The following is a 19,738-nucleotide window of genomic DNA, read 5'->3' as shown; positions in this document are numbered from 1 at the left end:
TTAGCTTATAAGAAATATTAGTTTGTATCATAAACAAACTAATAAAATTTTTTAACACCGAGTGTAAGCGTTTTATCGACTAGCTGATTAGCAACCAATCCTATGGAGGTGAAGGGACTCGCTTGTTTTGAAAAGAGAATCAAGAAATAAATCTATTATTTATAGGCAGATTACACAGCAATGACAATACGCTATTATTTTTTAAGTCTATATGTAAGCGGTTTAATAACACGTTCAGAGATAAAAAATTTTCAGCTTATTGTGAACCAATGCACTAGTATCTTAAAAAAATGGAGGGTAAATCAAATGATCAAAAAGAGAATTCTTTTAAGTTTAACTACATTGGCAGCACTTGCTTTAGTAGCATGTGGTAATGGGGATACAGACACGACTGACACTGGCGATACTGGAGACACAGCAGCAGATAACGGTGATACTGATACTGATGACGGCGAAGTATTGGAAACTGAGGATGGTGAAGAGTTCGACGCACCTACGACAGGTGGTGCAGGAGTATTAGATGTCTGGACGTTTACTGATGAAGCTCAAACAATGATCAATGATTACTATCTCGAAGAATTTGCAGAACTTGATTATGAAATCAATATTTCAATCGTTCCGACTGAAGAGTTTGAAACTCAACTAGACCCTGTTTTTGGATCAGATAGTGCACCAGATGTCATCTTTGCAGAACAGGCTTTTGTTAAAAAATATGTAGAATCTGGAATGCTAGTTGATTTGAGTCAATATGACAGTTTAGTGGACGGAGCAGAAGATACATTCGATTATGTTAGAGATATCGGAACACAAGAAGACGGAACTTTCGTTATGAACTCTTGGCAGACAACACCAGGTGCTTTCTTCTATCGTCAAGACCTGGCTAGTGAACACTTAGGTATTGAATCTCCAGAAGAAATGCAGGAAGCTATCGGTGACTGGGACGGATTCCTAGATACAGCACGTGAATTGAGAGATGCGACTGATGGATCAGTTTATATGGTATCCGGACGTGGAGACTTAAGCCACCCTTACTACATGTCTCGTGATCAGGGATGGGTTGTAGATAATCAGCTGATTATCGATGACCAGATTTACGAACTGATGGAAACAGCCAGAACAATGGTTGAAGAAGGACTGATGATGGATGCTGATCCTCAAGGTGAAGAATACTTCGCTGGTATGAATGCTGATGAAATCATGGGTTACAGCTTACCAACATGGGGTATGCATTTCTGGTTGAAACCTAATGGAGATGAAACCGCTGGAAACTGGCGCATGACTACTGGTCCGACAGCCTACTTCCGTGGCGGAACTTGGATCGGTGTCACTCAAACTTCAGACATGCAGGACGAAGCAGCTCACTTGATCGAATACTTGACAACGAGTGAAGACTTCCTGACTAGCTGGGCAGAAGATACTGGAGATGTCGTTTCTAATGAAGTTGTAGTTGATGCAGTTCGTGGGGACTACGAAGAAGAATTCTTAGGCGGACAAAATCACTACGATGCATTTGCTGAAGGCATTACAACTATTGATGGTGAAATCATTACAGAATTTGACCAGGGTATCCAAGGCGCATTCGATGATCTGGCATTAACTCCATATTCTAAAGGTGAAATGGAAATGGAAGAAGCACTGGATTCATTCAGAATGGAAGTTCAAAGTCTTTACCCTAACTTACAGGTAGATTAATTAGAAATCTAATGTAGCACAATGAAAGTGCAGTCGACCACTTGATATAAGTGCTCACTGCACTTTCTCCACTACATGGGAAGGAGTATTTTATGGCAACTACAACAACTGCTTCAGGAAAACAGAGAAGATTAGCCAAAAGAAGAAACCATGATAAATGGGGATACGTTTTTATGGCACCGTTTTTCATCTTTTTCCTGGCATTTAATTTTTATCCAATGTTCTATACAATCTACTTATCCTTTACTGATTTGGCGGGTTGGGCAACAGACGCAAATATGGTCGGATTTCAGAATTTCATAAATATTTGGAATAATCTCTTATTTAGAAGAGCTGTCACTAACACTTTTATTTTATGGATCGTTAACTTCGTTCCTCAAATCGTATTAGCGTTCCTTCTGGCTTACTGGTTTACCAGCAGACGATTAAATCTGAAAGGGGTTGGGTTTTTCAAGAGTCTATTCTATCTTCCCAATATCATAACTGCTGCATCAGTAGCTGTAATCTTCAGCTCACTCTTTAGTTACCCTAGGGGACCGCTAAATCTGTTCATGCTGAATATAGGCGTTATTGATAGTCCGATAGATTTTTTTAGAAGTGTTGTTATGACCCGACTGATTGTATCATTCATCCAATTCTGGATGTGGTATGGTCAAACGACGATCGTCCTGCAGGCCGGTATTTTAAGTATCGATGAAAACTTGTTTGATGCTGCACGAGTGGATGGAGCAACAGACTGGCAATCGTTTACGAAGATTACGATGCCTCTAATGAAACCGATCACTTTGTATGTTCTGATTACGTCGCTGATCGGGGGCTTGCAGATGTTCGATATTCCTTACCTGTTGACGGGTGGAGGGCCTCAGCAGTCTGTTGAGACAATGATTACATTTATCTATAAACAAGCATTCCAGGGAGGAAGAAACTTAAATGTAGCCGCAACTGCTTCAGTTGTTCTGCTTTTAATGACAACACTCTTCAGTCTTCTTGTGTTTAACAGTTTCAGAACACGGGCAACCAAGCCAAGGAAAGGAGCGAAATAGCCATGTATGAAACAGGAAATGCCAAACGGATAAAAATGCAGCGTCTTTTACTGTATGTATTCTTTACTATTTTGACATTGTTAAGTATATTGCCATTCTGGATCGTTATTGTTAACTCGACACGATCAGCTCCTGAAATACAGCAGGGCCTGTCGCTTATACCAAGTGGGAACGCCTGGAGTAACTGGACACACCTTAGAGACAGAGGGTTCAACATATTCCAGGGATATGGAAACTCCTTTTTCATCGCAGCTAGTTCAACTATCTTAAGCTTGTACTTTTCTTCTTTAACAGCCTATGCTCTGATTGTATATGAATTTAAAGGGAAGAAAATCATGTGGGGGATTATATTGATGTTGATCATGATTCCTACGCAGGTCAGTATCATCGGATTCTATAGATTTATTGCTAATATAGGGTTGTTAAATAATTATATTCCACTGATCTTACCTGCGGTGGCCAGTGCACCAACTGTATTTTTCATGAAGCAGTATCTGGAAACAATTTATCACCCGGCACTAGTTGATTCTGCTAGAATAGATGGGGCAAGTGAAATTAAAATTTTCCATACGATTATACTGCCGTTAATGAGACCCGCCTTAGCAACGATGGCTATATTCGGATTTATTGGATCATGGAATAACTTCTTACTACCGTTGATTCTCATCAATGAACGTTCAATGTACACACTGCCGATGCTGGTTCAACTGCTGACGACAGATGGGTACAGAACGGAGTTTGGGGCTATGTATATGGGTATTACGCTTTCAATCGTACCGCTTATTCTGATTTATACTTTCTTGTCACGTTACATTATAGGTGGTGTAACAGCTGGGGGAGTAAAACAATAATAGTAATGAAAGAGATTGCGATTTTCTGCAATCTCTTTTTTTATGCGTATCACTTCTCCCAGATCGAGTTAATATGCTAAAGTAAAAATAGGGTATACTTTTAAAATGGGGAGGCGCTTATATGCCTGTTGTTGAAACAAAAGAACATGATTTAGAGCCTGGAAAAGAAGAAGACGTCATTGTCAAAGCAGGTAAATTTAGAGTGTATTTCCAGAATTATTATTCGATCATTTCTTTGGGTAATGATTTGTTTACAGGAATACTCTATCTCTCAGGCAGTCTGATTCAAACATTTACAGACTTAACAAGGGTCGGAATGTATTTATATATATTTGCCAGTTTTTTTCTGTTGATGAGACCGATTCTTAAAATCATGCACAGTGTTTTTATTTACCGTGAAGAAGAGTACCGGGAAAAAGTATTGGGTGAAGATACAGAGGAATCGATCAGAAGAAGCAGCGGGCACTCGAATAAGCCGACTAAGGAAGTAGAAGTGAAATCAGATGCTCAGGCGAAAGAAGAGCAGCCAGATGAGGCTGAAGAAATCGAACAGGATTATAATGAGAGTTACTATGGAAAAGAAAAAAATGAGTAGAGAACAATCTCTACTCATTTTTATGCCGTTTCTTCAATTGCCAGTTTACGATGGATTTCAGCCAGTTCCAGTTCCCTTACTTTACGAGGAAGGAAACAACGGATTTCTTCTTCATTATAGCCAATTTGTAGACGTCTGTCGTCCATGATGATCGGTCGACGAATCAGGCTGGGTTGAATTTCAAATAGTTCGAGTAATTCATTTAAAGAAAGATCTTCAATATCTCTGGTCAAGGCTTGATAGGCCTGAGAGCGATATGAAATCAACTCGTTCGTTCCTTCTTCAGTCAAGCTTAAAATCTGTTTAATTTCTTCTTTAGATAGAGGTTCATGGAATATGTTCTTTTCAGTATATTCTAAGTTTTGTTCTTCTAACCATGCTTTAGCTTTTCGGCAAGATGTACAACTTGGAGATACATATAATGTAATCATTGTCATTACCCCTTTATGATAATTAGTCCACGGATTTTATGTAAGAATGTTTAGAGATAAAATGTGAACGTTTTGTTACAATACCTATTCTAAGAGTAAAAGGACAAATATGCAATGCTTTTTGACACTTTTTCGTCACATTCACTTATTTTTAATGTGTGCAATCTTGTTGTCATAATTTAGTCACATTTCAACTGCATATAAAAGTTAACCATATGCGGTAGTGATTCTCGCATTGATTATTCATTAAGAGTAAACTAAAAGTAATATCATAGTACTATAACTAGGAGGAAGAAAATGAATACAATTGAATTAGGTAAAACCAGTATCCAAGTCTCTGAAGTGGCATTAGGGTGCATGCGAATGGATAAGTTAAATATATCTGATGCCTCAGCCGTATTAGAAGCATCTAGAGAAGCGGGCATCAATTTTTATGATCACGCAGATATATACGGAAAAGGGGAGTCTGAAAAACGCTTTGCTTCGGCGATCAAAGAAACCTCTATTAAAAGAGAGGATATTATTATACAGTCAAAAACAGGTATCCGCTCAGGCTTTTATGATTTTTCTAAAGAACACATAACCAAGTCTGTAGACGGTATCCTTGAAAGACTGGATACAGATTATATCGACGTACTGCTGCTTCATCGCCCGGATGCTTTAGTTGAACCGGAAGAAGTGGCAGAAGCTTTTGATCAGTTACATGCATCTGGGAAAGTGAAACAGTTCGGTGTCAGTAACCATAGTCCAAATCAGATTGAATTGCTTAAAAAATATGTTGACCAGGATATTGTAGCTAATCAACTCCAGCTTAGTGTCATGCACACAGGGATGATCGATGCAGGAGTACAGGTAAATACTAAGAATGATGCCTCTATCGATCACGACCGGGCTATTTTAGATTACTGCCGTCTGAATGACATAACTGTTCAGCCTTGGTCTCCAGTACAAGGACCTGATGGCGTTTTTCTGAATCACTCAAACTATACTGATATTAACGACACTTTGAAGTCACTCGCAGAAAAGTATGACACGGACCATGAAGCATTAGCTATAGCCTGGCTGCTCAGACACCCTGCTCAAATGCAGGTTGTTTTGGGCACGATGACTCCAGATCGAATTAAAAATTACGCTTCTGCCTCAGGAATCAAGATGAGCAGAGAAGATTGGTATACCATTTATCGAGGAGCAGGGAATCCTTTACCTTAAAGCAAAAAGTGTAATATAACCGTATGGGTTTTATCTGACAATTAGTGTAGTGAGTGTTATACTATTAGAGTAAGATCAATATGAAGGGAGTTCTTTAAATGATAGAAGATATCAAGAAAGCTTTACTGGTTGGTGTTGGATCAACAGCAATTGCATTAGAAAAAGCTGTAGAACAAGTAGACAGATTGGTCAGTCGCGGGAAATTAACAGTAGCTGAAGGTAAGAAATTGACAGAAGAATTGATTCAGAGAAAAAACAAAGATGTTTCACTGGAAGAAAAAGAAACTTTGGAAGCTATATTACTTGAAATGAATGTTGCTCAACGAAAAGATATAGAAGATTTAGAAGCAAAAGTAGAAGCGCTTGAACGTAAAATTACAGATAAATCAACAGAAGCATAAACAAAAGGTGTTGATCATAATCCTGGTCAGCACCTCTTTTTAACTAGAGAGGAGGCACACCGTTGAAAAGTAACCGTGAACGTTTAACTGAGATTGCATCTGTCCTGGCATCCTATGGATTTGGACACATATACAGGACCAGAGTTAGAACTAAGCATAAAGAGCAGGACGCAACCAATTTAAGGTTAGCATTTGAAGAACTGGGGCCTAGTTTTATTAAGATAGGTCAGATCATATCTACCAGACAAGATCTGTTACCTCCTAGTTATATCCGCGAAATGTCTAAACTACGAGATGATGCGCCTCCTTTTCCTTATGATGATATTCGGCGTATTTTTGAAGAAGATTTTAAGGAAAAACTGGAAGACGTGTTCGAATGGATCGATGAATCACCTCTTGCTAGTGCATCCGTTGCACAAGTACATAGAGCCCGGTTCCATACTGGAGAAGATGTGATCATTAAGGTACAAAGACCTGAAATCGAAGAAAATTTATTGAGAGATATTCAGCTGTTTTCTCGAATTGTATCAATGGCTCCAGAGACGGTTAAAGAGATGCTGGTGGATGCCAAGGCAGCATTCAAGGAAATTGAAGAAACCACGAAAAGAGAATTAGACTTCAGAAATGAGGGACAGGCTCTTGTTAAGTTTCGACAATTAAACCAGGAACTGGATGCAGTGGCTGCACCTAAGCCTTTTTTAAATTACACTTCAAAAAGAGTGCTTGTTGAGGATCATATTGAAGGTATTAGAGGTTTAAATCTTCAAAAAATCAGAGAAGAAGGGTATAACAAACAGGATATCGCAGAAAAGTTAGTGTATTCTTTCTTGTCTCAAATATTTAAGGACGGATACTTTCATGGGGATCCTCATCCGGGGAACCTGATCATCAAAGAAAAACAGATTGTATTTATTGATTTTGGTATTGTTGGAGAATTATCAGATTCCGTCAAAGAAGATTTAATCAAATTAATGAGGGCAATTGTTTTTGAAGATACCGATCAGCTGATGAATCTGTTGCTTCAGATGGCTATAACGAAACAGAAAGTAGACCGGTTTGCTTTTAGTGAAGATATAAATGATTTTTATCAATCCTATATTTCCAGAAGTTTTGGTCAAATCGACTTGAGTACTTTCTTTGCTGATGTCCTGCATGTCACACATAAGTACAAGATGGTTATGCCTAATGATTTCATCTTGCTGGCTAAGGCCTTAACGATTCTTGAGGGGGTCGTGAGTGACATTCACCCGGATATCAATATCATGCAGATTGCTTCCACGTACATTAAAGCAAGTGATGATATCAGCCTGATTGATTCGATTTCAAAAGATAAACTGAAAATTGGTCTGTATCAGCTGATGCTTGATTCTGCAAAACTGCCCTCAAGCATCAAGAAAGCACTCGACACTCTTAACAATGGCCGCATGATGGTGCACATTGACTTGGTCCATTTTGAAGAAAAATGGCGTGAGGTTAATAAGATGGTCAATCGACTGGTCTTCGCCCTAATCGTTGCTGCTTTGATCTTGGCTTCTTCCGTTATTTTCGCCATTTCTGAAGGCGCAGGTGTGTCGTTTTTTGCCATTGTTATCTTTATTGGGGCGGGGGTGATGGCTCTGTGGCTATTGATCTCCATTATCAGATCGGGTACTCTTTAGCTGCTGAGTGTCCCATTAGCTCTGGGGTAATTGAGAGGAATGTACCGTTATGACGATAAAAATCAGAACGGTAAAACTGCTACTGGCTACACTCCTTTCCATTTATATTGCAAACCTCCTTCAGCTGGAACATACACTGGCGGCCGGGATCATAGCGATACTTAGTCTGCTGGATACTAAAAGAGCATCTTTTATAACCGCGTTCAAACGTCTGATGTCAACATTGGCCGCTTTTAGCATTGCCTCGATTGTATTTTATTTTGCCGGCTTTACCGTACCCGCTTTCGGAATCTATCTGCTGTTCTATGTACCGATAGCTTACCGGTATGATCTGCAGGTCGGGATTGCCCCGTGCTCTGTCTTAGTGACTCATTTCATCGGTGCAGCGAGTATAGGGCTATACTGGCAGATCAACGGTTTATTGCTGATGTTTATTGGTGCTGCGTCAGCTCTGCTTTTCAATACGTGGATGCCATCCAGTAAAAGTGAACTGGAAGAAAATAAAGTCAGTATAGACGAACAACTAAGGCTCATTCTGAAAGCCATTTCCACCTTATTATGTGGAAAAGAGCTTAATTTTCAACTAGGGGCTAAAATAACACAGCTTGAAGAAATGATCGAGCAGGCTAAAAATATGGCTTTAACAGATTATGACAATCAGTTATTTAGAAAAAGCGACTACAGTATACGCTATCTTCAGATGAGGCAGCAACAGCTTGTTCTAATCAAAAAAATCTCCTTTACTCTGCAATACGTGACATTAGGTACTGTTCAATCAGGCATTTTAGCTGAACTGTTTTTTGACATAGCAGAACAGCTCAATGAAAAAAACACAGGCCTACTACTCTTAAACAATATAGCGACACTATATAAAGAGTTCAGGCAGTCAGAATTGCCGAAAACACGAGAAGAATTTGAGAGTAGAGCATACTTGTTTCAAATTCTTCATGATGTAGAGGAATTAATAGAAGTGAAACGGGCATTTTTTACTGATGAAGACAGTATGATAGATAAGAAAAAGTGACGAGCTACTCCACGATCATCTGGAGTACTGCTCGTCACTTTTTAATTAGTCGTCTTCTCTTAAAGCAATCGGTTTATCTAAAATTTCTTTGTAGATAATGGCTTGCTTAAGATTTTGTCTGTTAAATGTTACGGATGTGCTTTTCTTCTCTGCTTTTTCTTTGGAAGAAAGAGAAACTACACCCTGAATCATATTCTGTTCTGGTTTCTTTCTATCGTAACGCTGGTATTGTTCCCGTTTTGCTCTTTGTTCACGAACTGGGCGATTAGTGGCTTTGTTCTGTTTTGGAGCATTTCGTTTTGGAGCTTCTACGTCATCACCAGCCAGTCTTTCGTGGGCGTTTTTTGCATTAGCCTTTGTAGACTTCACAAACAATGATGCCACACTTGAGACAATAAGGAAGAAGACGAGGAGCTGAATGATCCATACGATTAAAAAGTTCATTTATATCACTCTTCTTCTTGGTTTGACTGTTCAGAAATGGCTGATCTCATATCTGAGTCGGCATTGATGTTTTTCATTTTGTAATAATCCATTACACCAATATTTCCGCTTCTTAACGCTTCTGCCATTGCCAATGGAACTTTAGCTTCGGCTTCAACCACGCGGGCACGCATTTTCTGAGTTTCCGCACGCATTTCCTGTTCTTGTGCGATCGCCATTGAACGACGTTCTTCAGCTTTAGCTTGAGCAATATTTTTATCTGCTTCAGCTTGTTCAGTTTGCAGTTTGGCACCAATGTTACGGCCGACATCCACATCCGCGATATCAATGGATAGGATTTCGAATGCTGTTCCTGAATCTAACCCTTTTCCTAATACGGTTTTGGAAATCATATCAGGATTTTCCAGAACGTCTGAGTGTTTGTCTGCTGAACCAACGGTTGTTACGACACCTTCACCAACACGGGCAATGATCGTATCTTCACCGGCACCACCTACTAGACGTTCAATGTTTGCACGTACAGTAACTTTTGCTTTAGCAATAATTTCGATTCCATCTTTTGCAACGGCAGCAATATCCGGTGTAACTATAACGATAGGATTTACTGACATTTGAACGGCTTCAAATACATTTCTACCAGCTAAATCTATGGCAGCTGCTTTTTCAAATTCCAAATCAATTTCTGCTCTGTGTGAGGCAATCAGGGCATCGATGACCAGGTTGACGTTACCACCTGCCAGGAAGTGAGCTTCCAGTTCATTTGTTGTTAAATCTAGTCCCGCTTTTGTTGCCTTTATAAGAGGACGAATAATTTGAGAAGGGCTTACCTGACGTAATCTCATACCAACTAATGTGCCAATCCCTACTTTAACGCCTGAAAAGTATGCTGTGATCCATAATCCAACGGGTACGAAGCGTAAGAATATGCTGATGAATATTAATATGATTACTGCGGTGATAATTATTCCGACAAAACCATTACCTAAAAGATCCATAGTCATTTCTCCTATCTATTTTGTCTAACTGTTATTTTTGTTCCCTGTACTTTATCGACAACAACTGCACTATCTTTTGAAATATGCCCGTCCGTACTTAGAACATCATAAGCATGCGGATCATCTCCGAAAGCGACTTTTCCAGATGGGCGTAACGGTGTCATTGCAACACCTTCAAGTCCAACTGTAATCGACTGCTTTGTGTTGTCTGTATCTGTCTTGCTTGATATATCCTGAAGGTTCGTCTGCAGGATCAATTTGTTAACATTTGCCAGTGAATACCCATTTTTTATCAGGTAAAATACGACACCTGATGTTATAACGACTGACAAACTTAAATCTCTTACCGTCTGACCAATGTCTCCGATCGTCAGATATAATCCTGAAATCAGTAGGATCATACCGACGATTCCGGCTAAGCCAAACTCTGGAACAAATATTTCGAATACTATCAATAACAAACCGGCTGTAAAGAGTATAACGGGTAACCATGTTTCAATTCCTATAAATCTGAAATAGACGGCTAAACTGATAAGTGTCAGGCCTGTACCACTTTTAACAAAAGGTGTAAGAATGGCCAAAGCTACACCTATGAAACCTAAACCTAATAGTAATCCTTCCATAAATTTACTGCCTCCTTTCTATTGTATTCAAGGTTACCTGTGTGCACTTTAATAGTAACATTTTAACACCTCAATGTCATCGGTCGCAAGGCGGACGACATAAAATATAATCGTTCTATTATGAGAAAAACAATAAGGGAAAAAATTTGGTAAAGTTGCCTTACTAGGTTACAATAATAATAAGGATACCTTTACATTAAAAAAGTTAAGAACAGATTAGAGGAGCAATCTCGAGATAAAAAAGGGGGATTATATGGATAAACGGGAATATGATTCAGAAGAATCTAATGCGTTAAAGGATGCGTTTTACTTGTTCAATGAAGGGACACAGTTTGACAGTTATCTGACCATGGGCTGCATCAAGACAACCAAAGGATACCAATTCAATGTATGGGCTCCTAATGCTCAGTCCGTGTATCTGGTAGGGGACTTTAACAACTGGTCCGAACTTGATGAAATGAAGACGGCTGATCAGTCTGGAATCTACTCGATTGATATGGACTCAGCTGAAGAAGGTCAGCGATATAAATATAAAGTTATTCAAGCGGATGGAACAGTCGCTTATAAAATCGATCCCTATGCTTACGCATTCGAAGTCAGACCTAAAGATGCTTCAATAGTTAAAGATTTACCTGAAAAGCAGTGGAAAGATGGATTGTGGATGGCGAACAGAAGACGTCTGGAAATTTACAGCCGACCACTGAATATTTATGAAGTCCACCTGAGCTCTTGGAAGCATCATGAAGACGGATCGTGGTATACCATTAATGAATTGAAAGATGAATTGATTCCTTACGTTAAAGATTTAGGGTATACCCATATTGAATTTATGCCATTGATGGAACACCCGCTTGATGCAAGTTGGGGATATCAGGCTACTGGATTCTATGGCCTTTCTTCCAAATTTGGAACCGTGGAAGATTTTCGCGCATTTGTCGAGGCGGCTCATCAGGCTAATCTGGGTGTATTGATGGATTGGGTGCCGGGTCATTTCAATCGAAATGAGTATGGAATAGCCTATTTTGACGGCACAGCTCAATTCGAGTACGCTGATCCGATTCGTGCAAACAACAACAGATGGGGAACATTGAATTTTGATATAGGGAAAGAGCAGGTCAGGAGTTACTTAATTTCCAATGCTTTATTCTGGATTGAGCAATTCCACATCGACGGTTTGCGAGTTGATGCAGTAAGCAACATGCTTTACTTAGATTACGACCTGGGTGAATGGACCCCTAATGATGAAGGGACCAATGTTAATAAAGAAGGGGTTGAGTTCCTCCAGTTACTTAATACGAAAATTTTCGAAAGACATCCTGATGTTCTGATGATGGCTGAAGAAAGCACCGCCTGGGGTAAAGTGACTCATCCAGTGCACGAAGGCGGACTCGGCTTTAATTACAAGTGGAATATGGGATGGATGAACGATACCTTAAAGTTTTTTGAAATGGACCCTTACTTCAGGAAAGATCATTTCAGTCTCATCACCTTCTCTTTTATGTACACATTTAATGAAAATTTCATTCTTCCATTCTCTCACGATGAAGTCGTACATGGCAAAAAATCTATGATGCACAAGATGTTTGGAGACAGATACAATCAGTTTGCTGGTCTCAGGACGATCGAAACATACCGAATGATGCACCCTGGCAAAAAGCTTCAATTCATGGGAGCAGAATATGGACAGTTTCTGGAATGGCGTTTTGACGAAGGATTGGAATGGAACAATCTAAATGATGAAGCAAATGCTAAACATTTAAGCTTTACTAAACAGCTGAATGCATTTTATAAAGCTCATCGGGCTTTATGGGAATATGATCATTCTTCTGCAGGACTCGATATATTAGATGCTGATAACAAAGATGAAACAACTCTTTATTTCATTAGACAAGGGAAAAATCCGAGAGACTTCCTTATCATCTGCTGCAACTTTGTGCCAATTGAAAGACAGAATGTACGAATTGGTGTTCCATATAAAGGCCAGTATGAAGAAGTATGGAATACAGAGTGGGAATCTTTAGGCGGGACATGGACGGAAGCTCAAGGCATTGCAAGAACATCTGACGAGCCGATGCATGGAAAAGAGTATTCTCTGGAAGTGATTTTGCCTGCTTTGAGTATTGTCGTTTTAAAACCGAAACGCGTTTACGACGTACCAAAAAAGTAAAAGGAACGTATTAAAAAGTGAATAAACGGAACTTAAAATCGTTTTAAGGAGGGAAGGAAGGTCATTAGACACTTCCAAATTATATGAAAACAGAAACAGTTGCAATGATATTAGCCGGAGGGCAAGGATCAAGACTGGGTAAGCTGACAAAACAAATCGCAAAACCTGCTGTTCCCTTTGGTGGTAATTATAGAATTATAGATTTTGCATTATCCAATTGTGCTAATTCAGGATTTAACGACGTAGCCGTTGTCACACAGTATCAGCCGCTTGTCTTAAATCGTCACGTGGGCAATGGTTCAAGCTGGGGTCTGAATAGACATAACGGTGGGGCTACCATCCTGCAGCCGTACTCTAGTGTAGACGGCGAAAAATTCTTTAAAGGAACCGCACATGCTGTTTATCAGAATATTGATTACATTAATCAGAAAGACCCAGAGTTTGTCGTCATTTTATCGGGTGACCACATTTATAAAATGGATTATGAGAAAATGCTCGATTATCACAAAAAACAGGGTGCATCATTAACGGTTGGCGTCATTCCTGTTCCATGGGAAGAGGCATCACGCTTTGGCGTCATGAACACAGATAAAACAGACCGAATCATTGAATTCCAGGAAAAACCTGAAAATCCCAAGTCAAACCTGGCTTCAATGGGAATCTATATCTTTACTTGGGCACGCCTGAAGCAGTACCTGGCTGACAGTCAGTCTAAAAGCAGACATATGGATGATTTTGGCCACGATGTACTGCCGGCTTACTTGAGAAATAGTGAATCTATCTTTGCCTATTCATTTGAAGGATACTGGAAAGATGTTGGAACGATTGAAAGTTTATGGAGCGCTAACATGGAATTTATTGATCCCAATCACGAACTGAATATAAGAGACCGTGACTGGAGAGTCTATTCAAAAAATCCGAATACAACGCCTCAATTCCTGACAGAAACAGCCAAGGTTGAAAATTCGATGATAACGGATGGTTGTTATATAGCAGGCGAAGTGAATCATTCGATCCTGTCTCATAATGTTAAAGTGGGGAAAAATTCAGTTATTAAAGATTCCTTCATCATGCCTAACGCTGTGATAGGAGAGAACGTCACTGTTGAAAAGGCAATTGTAGGAGAAGGTGCTCGTATTTATGATGACACCGAATTAATAGGAACAGAGAAAGAGATATCAGTTGTTGGGTATGGAGAAGAAGTAGGAGGGTATTCAGATGAGAAATAAAATTGCACCTATTTTAAATCTAGTAGAGTATGAAGATAAATTAAAGCCTTTAACGGACAGACGGCCAGTGGCATCGTTGCCTTTCGCCTGTCGTTATCGTCTAATCGATTTTCCGTTTTCCAGCTTGTATAATTGCGAAGCGGAGTCGGCAGCACTGTTCATTTCCGGTTCTGGTCACTCTTTATATGACCACATTCGATCTGGTTCTGCCTGGGGTCTGGACTCTTCAGTAGGTGGAGGGGTATTTACCCATTCACAAGTCAAACTGAAGTCAAATCGCAGCGCTGAAACCAAGCACGATCCTTTCTACTATGAAGACCACTACAACTATGTCACTAAAACAAAAGCAGATTATGTGGTTATGATGGGATCCAGTTTGTTATCGAATATACAAATTCAATCACTATTGCAATTTCATAATGACAAAAATAGTGAAGTGACTGTTGTCTATAAAAAAGTCGGACGCAGCGAACTGATTGAAGATACAGTTCATTCCGCACTGATTTTAAACAATGAGAACAGTGGAGAAATTGAAGCTGTTAAAGATATCGTCTCAATGGATAAAGATGACTCACTTTATTTGAACATGGAGACCATGATTATTGAAAAGAAAACGTTCCTGGATTATCTTCATCAAGCTAAAGCAGATGATTTGGACATTAATGTTGGGAACTTTATTCAGTATACACTTGATATGGGGCTGCTTATTTTTGGGTATGAATACACTGGATATCTTAAAGCGATAGAAGATATCAAGAGTTATTACGACGCTAATATGGATATGCTGGATGAAGATAATTTCAATGCTTTATTCTACCGTGCAGATCCAGTAAGAACACGATCTAAAAACTCAGCACCAACCTATTATGGAGAAACAGCAGTTATAGAAAATGCACAGTTTGCAAATGACTGTGAAATATTTGGAACGGTCAAAAATTCACTAGTTTTCCGTAAAGTGTCGGTCGGAGAAAACGCTCACGTTGAAAGCTCCATCATTATGCAAGATTCAGTCATAGAAGAAGATACCTATTTAAAACACGTTATTTTGGACAAGCATGTGTACGTAAAAAAAGGGGCTCGTCTTGAAGGGACCGCTGAAAAGCCAATAGTGATTGCTAAAAATGGTGTTGTGTATGCCAAAGGAGAGAGCAAGGAAGGGTGAGCGAAAAGATGAAAGTGTTATTTGCAGCATCAGAGTGTGCCCCTTTCTTTAAAACTGGAGGACTTGGTGACGTTGTCGGTTCGCTGCCGAAAGAGCTTGCAAAAAGCGGAAATGACGTTAGAGTTGTCTTACCTTATTTTCTTCAGAAAATGGATAAGAAGACAATAGATGAGTTGGAAGACGTCCTCTCGTTTACGATTGAAGTGGGTTGGCGGAAACAATACTGTGGAATTAAACGACTAATAAAAGAAAATGTTACTTATTACTTTATAGATAATGTATTTTATTTTGGTAGAGAGAATCTGTATGATTACGGCGATGACAGTGAACGCTTCGCCTATTTCCAGCAGGCAGTGATTGAAATGCTCGAGAAGATAGAGTTTATTCCTGATGTCCTGCATGTGAACGACTGGCAGACTGCCATGATACCTGTTCTGCTGAGAGATAAATACAGCTGGATCAATAAGTTGAAAGATATTAAAACAGTGCTGACGATCCATAATATCCTGTTTCAGGGTGTGTACGATCAGTACATCTTATCTGATCATTTTAATATAGGATATGCGGCCTATCATGACAGAGGTCTCAAGTATGGTGATAATGTCTGCTGGCTTAAAGGTGGCATTTACTATGCTGATCTGGTCACGACGGTCAGTCCGACGTATGCTGATGAAATACAGTCACCGGAATTCGGATATGGCTTGGATGGTGATTTGAGAAATGTTCAGCATAAACTCGTCGGGATCCTCAATGGCATCGATTACGATACGTATAATCCCGAGAAGGATTCTGTCATTCCTGAAACTTTTTCCAAGGAAGATTTTTCCGGGAAAATCATCAGTAAAAAAGCTTTACAGGAAAGAGTGGGGCTTCCGGTCGAGGAAGATATTGCACTGATTGGGGTTGTCACACGCCTGGACGAACAAAAAGGCGTAGAGCTGATTGTTGATGCGATGGAAGAACTGATGGAACACCGACGTGTCCAGTTCGTATTGTTAGGAACGGGGAAACCTTATTTTGAAGAGGCATTTGCCTACTTTACTGACAAATACCCTGATAAGTGTCAGGCGATCATCGATTTTGACAGTGAACTGGCTCAATGGATATATGCAGGAGTAGACCTGTTCTTAATGCCTTCTCTGTTCGAACCGTGCGGGTTATCACAACTGAACTCCTTAAGGTACGGCACCTTGCCAATCGTCCATGAAGTCGGCGGTCTGGTGGATACGATTGAACCTTATAACGAGTTTGAGGAATCAGGAAATGGGTTCAGCTTTTACGATTTTGATGTCCAGACACTTCTTCAGACAATCGACCATGCACTAACAGTATACTATGACCATCCAGAGCAGTTTATAGGGATCCAGATGAGGGCAATGGACTCAGACAACAGCTGGGAAAAATCGGCTCAGGATTATATCGATCAGTACCGTTACATCATTTATTAAATAGAAACCCCCGAATGATAGCTAGACCGTCATTCGGGGGTTTATGAGTTAATAGTCGGATTTCTGACAATTATCAAAAAACTGCTGATACAAATGACCTTAGGTTAACTCAGAATTAAAACACCTCAGTTTCAAACTGATGAACGCTATTCACATTTAACTTATCTCTTTTTAATTCAATTTCTTTGGGGTATACTTTTAAAACAATAGATGGAGGAATGCTTATGGAACTTACGACTAAAGACTTTATAAAAGACTATAAAAATCAATTTCAAAGTATGTATGCTTATTCTTATGAAGAAGGATCAACTGAACAATTGTATAATGCACTTGGACTACTCGTCAAAAATTATATTTCAACACCATGGAAAGAAACTAGAGAAACTTACATTAAAAACAGCGTAAAACAAGTGTTTTATTTCTCAATGGAATTTTTACCTGGACGACAGTTAAAAAGCAATGCTTATAATCTAGGTTTACTGGATACAGTTAAAGAAGGCTTGACGGAGTTGGGACTATCCTTCGATGAATTGTCTGAAGCTGAAGTCGATCCGGCTTTAGGTAATGGGGGGCTGGGGCGATTAGCATCGTGCTTCATGGACTCACTGGCATCTTTAAGCATGGCTGGGAATGGAAATGGGATTCGTTACCAGTATGGTTTGTTCAGACAAAAGTTTGTTGATGGGTATCAGGTAGAATTACCTGAAAACTGGTTAAGATACAGAAATGTCTGGGAAACAAGTAATGACAAATCAACGTGTATGGTCAGATTCGGTGGAAATGTCTGGCTGGAACGAAACAAACAGGGCTACCTAGAAGCGAAGTATGAAAACACATTAAATGTTTTAGCTGTTCCGTATGATACACCGATGGTCGGATACAGAAATGACAAGGTCAATAACCTGCGTTTGTGGTCAGCCGAAATTCCGGTTGAAGAAGAAAATAACTACCACACTATTGAAGAAACTGAGCCAATCAAAGAGATCACTCAAGTGTTGTACCCGGATGACTCTAATTACGAAGGACGTTTGCTGAGACTTAAGCAGGAATATTTTATGGTGTCTGCTGGCGTGCAGTCAATTATCCGTCACTTCAGAAAATACAATGTGCCAAGAAAAAATATACCGGATAAAGTAGCCATTCACATTAATGATACACACCCGGCTTTAGTTGTGCCCGAACTGATGCGCATACTGATCGACGAAGAACGCTTATCCTGGGAACAGGCATGGGAAATTACATTTAAAACCTGTAGTTACACGAACCATACGATTCTTCGTGAGGCACTGGAAAAATGGCCCATTGATATGATGAAAGAACTGCTTCCTCGAATTTACATGATTATTGAAGAAATCAATCGCCGTTTTGTTGAAAACACTCTTCCTCTTTATGGGGAACGGATTACATGGCAGACAGCTATTTTACAGAACGGTGTAGTCAATATGGCGCATATGGCAGTTATAGGAAGTCACAGTGTCAATGGTGTTGCTCAGTTACATACAGACATTCTAATGAATGATGTACTGAAAGACTTCTTTGAACTGTACCCTGAACGTTTTAACAATAAAACCAACGGCATTACACAGAGAAGATGGGTTCACCTTGCTAACCCAGGATTGACACAGCTTCTGGACGATAAAATTGGAGAAGACTGGAAGAAAAATCCTTCAGAACTGAAAGTATTCAAAGGGCAGGAGAAAGATAAACAAACGCTTAAACAGTTAGCGGCAATCAAACTTGAAAATAAAAAAAGATTAGCCGATCACATTGAAAAGGTTAAAGGAATCAAAGTCAATCCTAATGCTATATTTGATGTGCAGATCAAACGACTGCATGCATATAAGCGTCAGCATTTGAATTTACTGCATATTTTACATCGTTACCTTGAAATTAAACAGAATCCTTCTGTGGATTATGCCCCACGTGTCTTTATCTTTGGAGCAAAGGCTGCGCCAAGTTATTTATATGCAAAACAAATTATTAAAGTCATCAATTCACTTGCCGAGCTTGTTAATAACGATCCGGACGTGGGAGATAAACTGAAAGTCGTTTTCTTTGAAAATTACGGCGTATCGCTGGCTGAGAAGATCATTCCTGCCGCTGATGTAAGTGAGCAGATTTCCCTTGCCAGCATGGAAGCCTCTGGTACAAGCAACATGAAGCTGATGGCGAATGGCGCTTTGACACTGGCGACACTCGATGGCGCTAATATTGAAATAAGAGACTTTGTCGGGGGCGATAATATATTTGTCTTCGGATTAACGAGTCCTGAAGTGTATGAATTAAAGGCTGCCCAGACCTATAACGCTAGAGACTTATACGAAAACAACTCTAATATTCACCGGGCACTCAATGCTTTAAAAGATGGGACCATTCCTAATCTTCAAGACGAAGGACATGCTATATTTGAATCACTTGTCCACTTCAATGATGAATACTTTGTTCTGAAAGATTTTGATTCTTATGTTCAAGCACAAGAAGATATTGACAGCTTATATAAAGATCAGAATGAATGGACACGTAAATCTTTATTGAATATTGCCTCTTCAGCACCATTTTCTGCAGATTACACCATTAAGAAATATGCAGATGATATCTGGAAAGTAAAATCGTGTGCAGTTGAACATGAGGGTGTCCAACCATTGGATGAACCTGTTTCCTGATGTAGACTGGCTGTTGAAAATTGAATAAGTTCACGAATAAACTCATCCTGTATTCTAGAAAAACATTAGAATACAGGATGAGTTTTTTTCAATATGTGATTGG

The 19,738-nt window shown here is 39.5% G+C and carries 17 protein-coding genes; 13 read left to right on the top strand and 4 right to left on the bottom strand.

What is annotated here, in order from left to right; all coding sequences use genetic code 11:
* Positions 1 to 306: 306 nt before the first annotated feature.
* The 4 genes from CLV38_RS08740 to CLV38_RS08725 all read left to right on the top strand — a co-directional run bounded on the left by CLV38_RS08740 (position 307) and on the right by CLV38_RS08725 (position 4,181).
* Positions 307 to 1,692 carry an ABC transporter substrate-binding protein gene (locus CLV38_RS08740; RefSeq protein ID WP_170068855.1) on the top strand — a complete coding sequence of 462 codons (1,386 nt, stop codon included), beginning with the start codon at positions 307 to 309 and terminating at the stop codon, positions 1,690 to 1,692.
* A gap of 92 nt (positions 1,693 to 1,784) precedes the next feature.
* Positions 1,785 to 2,735 (top strand): carbohydrate ABC transporter permease, encoded by a 951-nt coding sequence (locus tag CLV38_RS08735; protein WP_106194231.1) that lies wholly within the window; start codon positions 1,785 to 1,787, stop codon positions 2,733 to 2,735.
* Positions 2,736 to 2,737: 2 nt separating this feature from the next.
* Positions 2,738 to 3,586 carry a carbohydrate ABC transporter permease gene (locus tag CLV38_RS08730; protein WP_106194227.1) on the top strand — a complete coding sequence of 283 codons (849 nt, stop codon included), beginning with the start codon at positions 2,738 to 2,740 and terminating at the stop codon, positions 3,584 to 3,586.
* 121 nt (positions 3,587 to 3,707) lie between these two features.
* Complete coding sequence (locus CLV38_RS08725) at positions 3,708 to 4,181, top strand: YrhK family protein (protein ID WP_106194224.1); 474 nt, start codon at positions 3,708 to 3,710, stop codon at positions 4,179 to 4,181.
* A 20-nt stretch (positions 4,182 to 4,201) separates the two neighbouring features.
* Here CLV38_RS08725 and spx read toward each other — a convergent pair whose 3' ends face one another.
* The gene (spx, locus tag CLV38_RS08720) at positions 4,202 to 4,612 is read right to left on the bottom strand and encodes a transcriptional regulator Spx (protein ID WP_106194220.1); all 411 of its coding nucleotides are present in this window, start codon (positions 4,610 to 4,612) and stop codon (positions 4,202 to 4,204) included.
* A 297-nt stretch (positions 4,613 to 4,909) separates the two neighbouring features.
* Here spx and CLV38_RS08715 point away from each other — a divergent pair, with 297 nt between their 5' ends.
* The 4 genes from CLV38_RS08715 (at position 4,910) to CLV38_RS08700 (ending at position 8,904) form a co-directional block, all read left to right on the top strand.
* The gene (locus CLV38_RS08715) at positions 4,910 to 5,821 is read left to right on the top strand and encodes an aldo/keto reductase (protein ID WP_106194216.1); all 912 of its coding nucleotides are present in this window, start codon (positions 4,910 to 4,912) and stop codon (positions 5,819 to 5,821) included.
* Between the two features lie 98 nt (positions 5,822 to 5,919).
* Positions 5,920 to 6,222: a phasin family protein gene (locus CLV38_RS08710; RefSeq protein ID WP_106194212.1), complete on the top strand. Its 303-nt coding sequence runs from the start codon at positions 5,920 to 5,922 to the stop codon at positions 6,220 to 6,222.
* 62 nt (positions 6,223 to 6,284) lie between these two features.
* Positions 6,285 to 7,880 (top strand): ABC1 kinase family protein, encoded by a 1,596-nt coding sequence (locus CLV38_RS08705; protein WP_106194209.1) that lies wholly within the window; start codon positions 6,285 to 6,287, stop codon positions 7,878 to 7,880.
* 49 nt (positions 7,881 to 7,929) lie between these two features.
* Positions 7,930 to 8,904: an aromatic acid exporter family protein gene (locus CLV38_RS08700; RefSeq protein WP_106194205.1), complete on the top strand. Its 975-nt coding sequence runs from the start codon at positions 7,930 to 7,932 to the stop codon at positions 8,902 to 8,904.
* Between the two features lie 45 nt (positions 8,905 to 8,949).
* On the opposite strand, the gene CLV38_RS08695 is transcribed toward CLV38_RS08700, so the two are convergent.
* From CLV38_RS08695 to CLV38_RS08685, 3 genes are read right to left on the bottom strand one after another with little or no spacing between them, the layout of a single operon-like run.
* Positions 8,950 to 9,348 (bottom strand): hypothetical protein, encoded by a 399-nt coding sequence (locus CLV38_RS08695; RefSeq protein ID WP_106194201.1) that lies wholly within the window; start codon positions 9,346 to 9,348, stop codon positions 8,950 to 8,952.
* A 5-nt stretch (positions 9,349 to 9,353) separates the two neighbouring features.
* The gene (gene floA, locus CLV38_RS08690) at positions 9,354 to 10,343 is read right to left on the bottom strand and encodes a flotillin-like protein FloA (RefSeq protein ID WP_170068854.1); all 990 of its coding nucleotides are present in this window, start codon (positions 10,341 to 10,343) and stop codon (positions 9,354 to 9,356) included.
* An 11-nt stretch (positions 10,344 to 10,354) separates the two neighbouring features.
* The gene (locus CLV38_RS08685) at positions 10,355 to 10,966 is read right to left on the bottom strand and encodes an NfeD family protein (protein ID WP_106194193.1); all 612 of its coding nucleotides are present in this window, start codon (positions 10,964 to 10,966) and stop codon (positions 10,355 to 10,357) included.
* Between the two features lie 253 nt (positions 10,967 to 11,219).
* Between CLV38_RS08685 and glgB the strand changes: the two genes are divergently transcribed.
* The 5 genes from glgB (at position 11,220) to CLV38_RS08660 (ending at position 19,635) form a co-directional block, all read left to right on the top strand.
* Positions 11,220 to 13,133 carry a 1,4-alpha-glucan branching protein GlgB gene (gene glgB / locus CLV38_RS08680; RefSeq protein ID WP_106194189.1) on the top strand — a complete coding sequence of 638 codons (1,914 nt, stop codon included), beginning with the start codon at positions 11,220 to 11,222 and terminating at the stop codon, positions 13,131 to 13,133.
* Positions 13,134 to 13,216: 83 nt separating this feature from the next.
* Positions 13,217 to 14,362: a glucose-1-phosphate adenylyltransferase gene (locus CLV38_RS08675; RefSeq protein ID WP_106194186.1), complete on the top strand. Its 1,146-nt coding sequence runs from the start codon at positions 13,217 to 13,219 to the stop codon at positions 14,360 to 14,362.
* Entirely contained in the window at positions 14,352 to 15,524 is a 1,173-nt protein-coding gene (gene glgD / locus CLV38_RS08670; protein WP_106194182.1) for a glucose-1-phosphate adenylyltransferase subunit GlgD, read from the top strand. Before CLV38_RS08675 ends, glgD begins: the two co-directional genes overlap by 11 nt.
* A gap of 8 nt (positions 15,525 to 15,532) precedes the next feature.
* The gene (gene glgA, locus CLV38_RS08665) at positions 15,533 to 16,972 is read left to right on the top strand and encodes a glycogen synthase GlgA (RefSeq protein ID WP_106194275.1); all 1,440 of its coding nucleotides are present in this window, start codon (positions 15,533 to 15,535) and stop codon (positions 16,970 to 16,972) included.
* A gap of 224 nt (positions 16,973 to 17,196) precedes the next feature.
* Positions 17,197 to 19,635 carry a glycogen/starch/alpha-glucan phosphorylase gene (locus CLV38_RS08660; protein WP_106194178.1) on the top strand — a complete coding sequence of 813 codons (2,439 nt, stop codon included), beginning with the start codon at positions 17,197 to 17,199 and terminating at the stop codon, positions 19,633 to 19,635.
* Positions 19,636 to 19,738: the final 103 nt, after the last annotated feature.

Source organism: Alkalibacterium olivapovliticus (genome assembly GCF_003003275.1).
Lineage (GTDB): Bacteria > Bacillota > Bacilli > Lactobacillales > Carnobacteriaceae_A > Alkalibacterium > Alkalibacterium olivapovliticum.
This window is presented reverse-complemented; position numbering and strand designations above follow the sequence as displayed.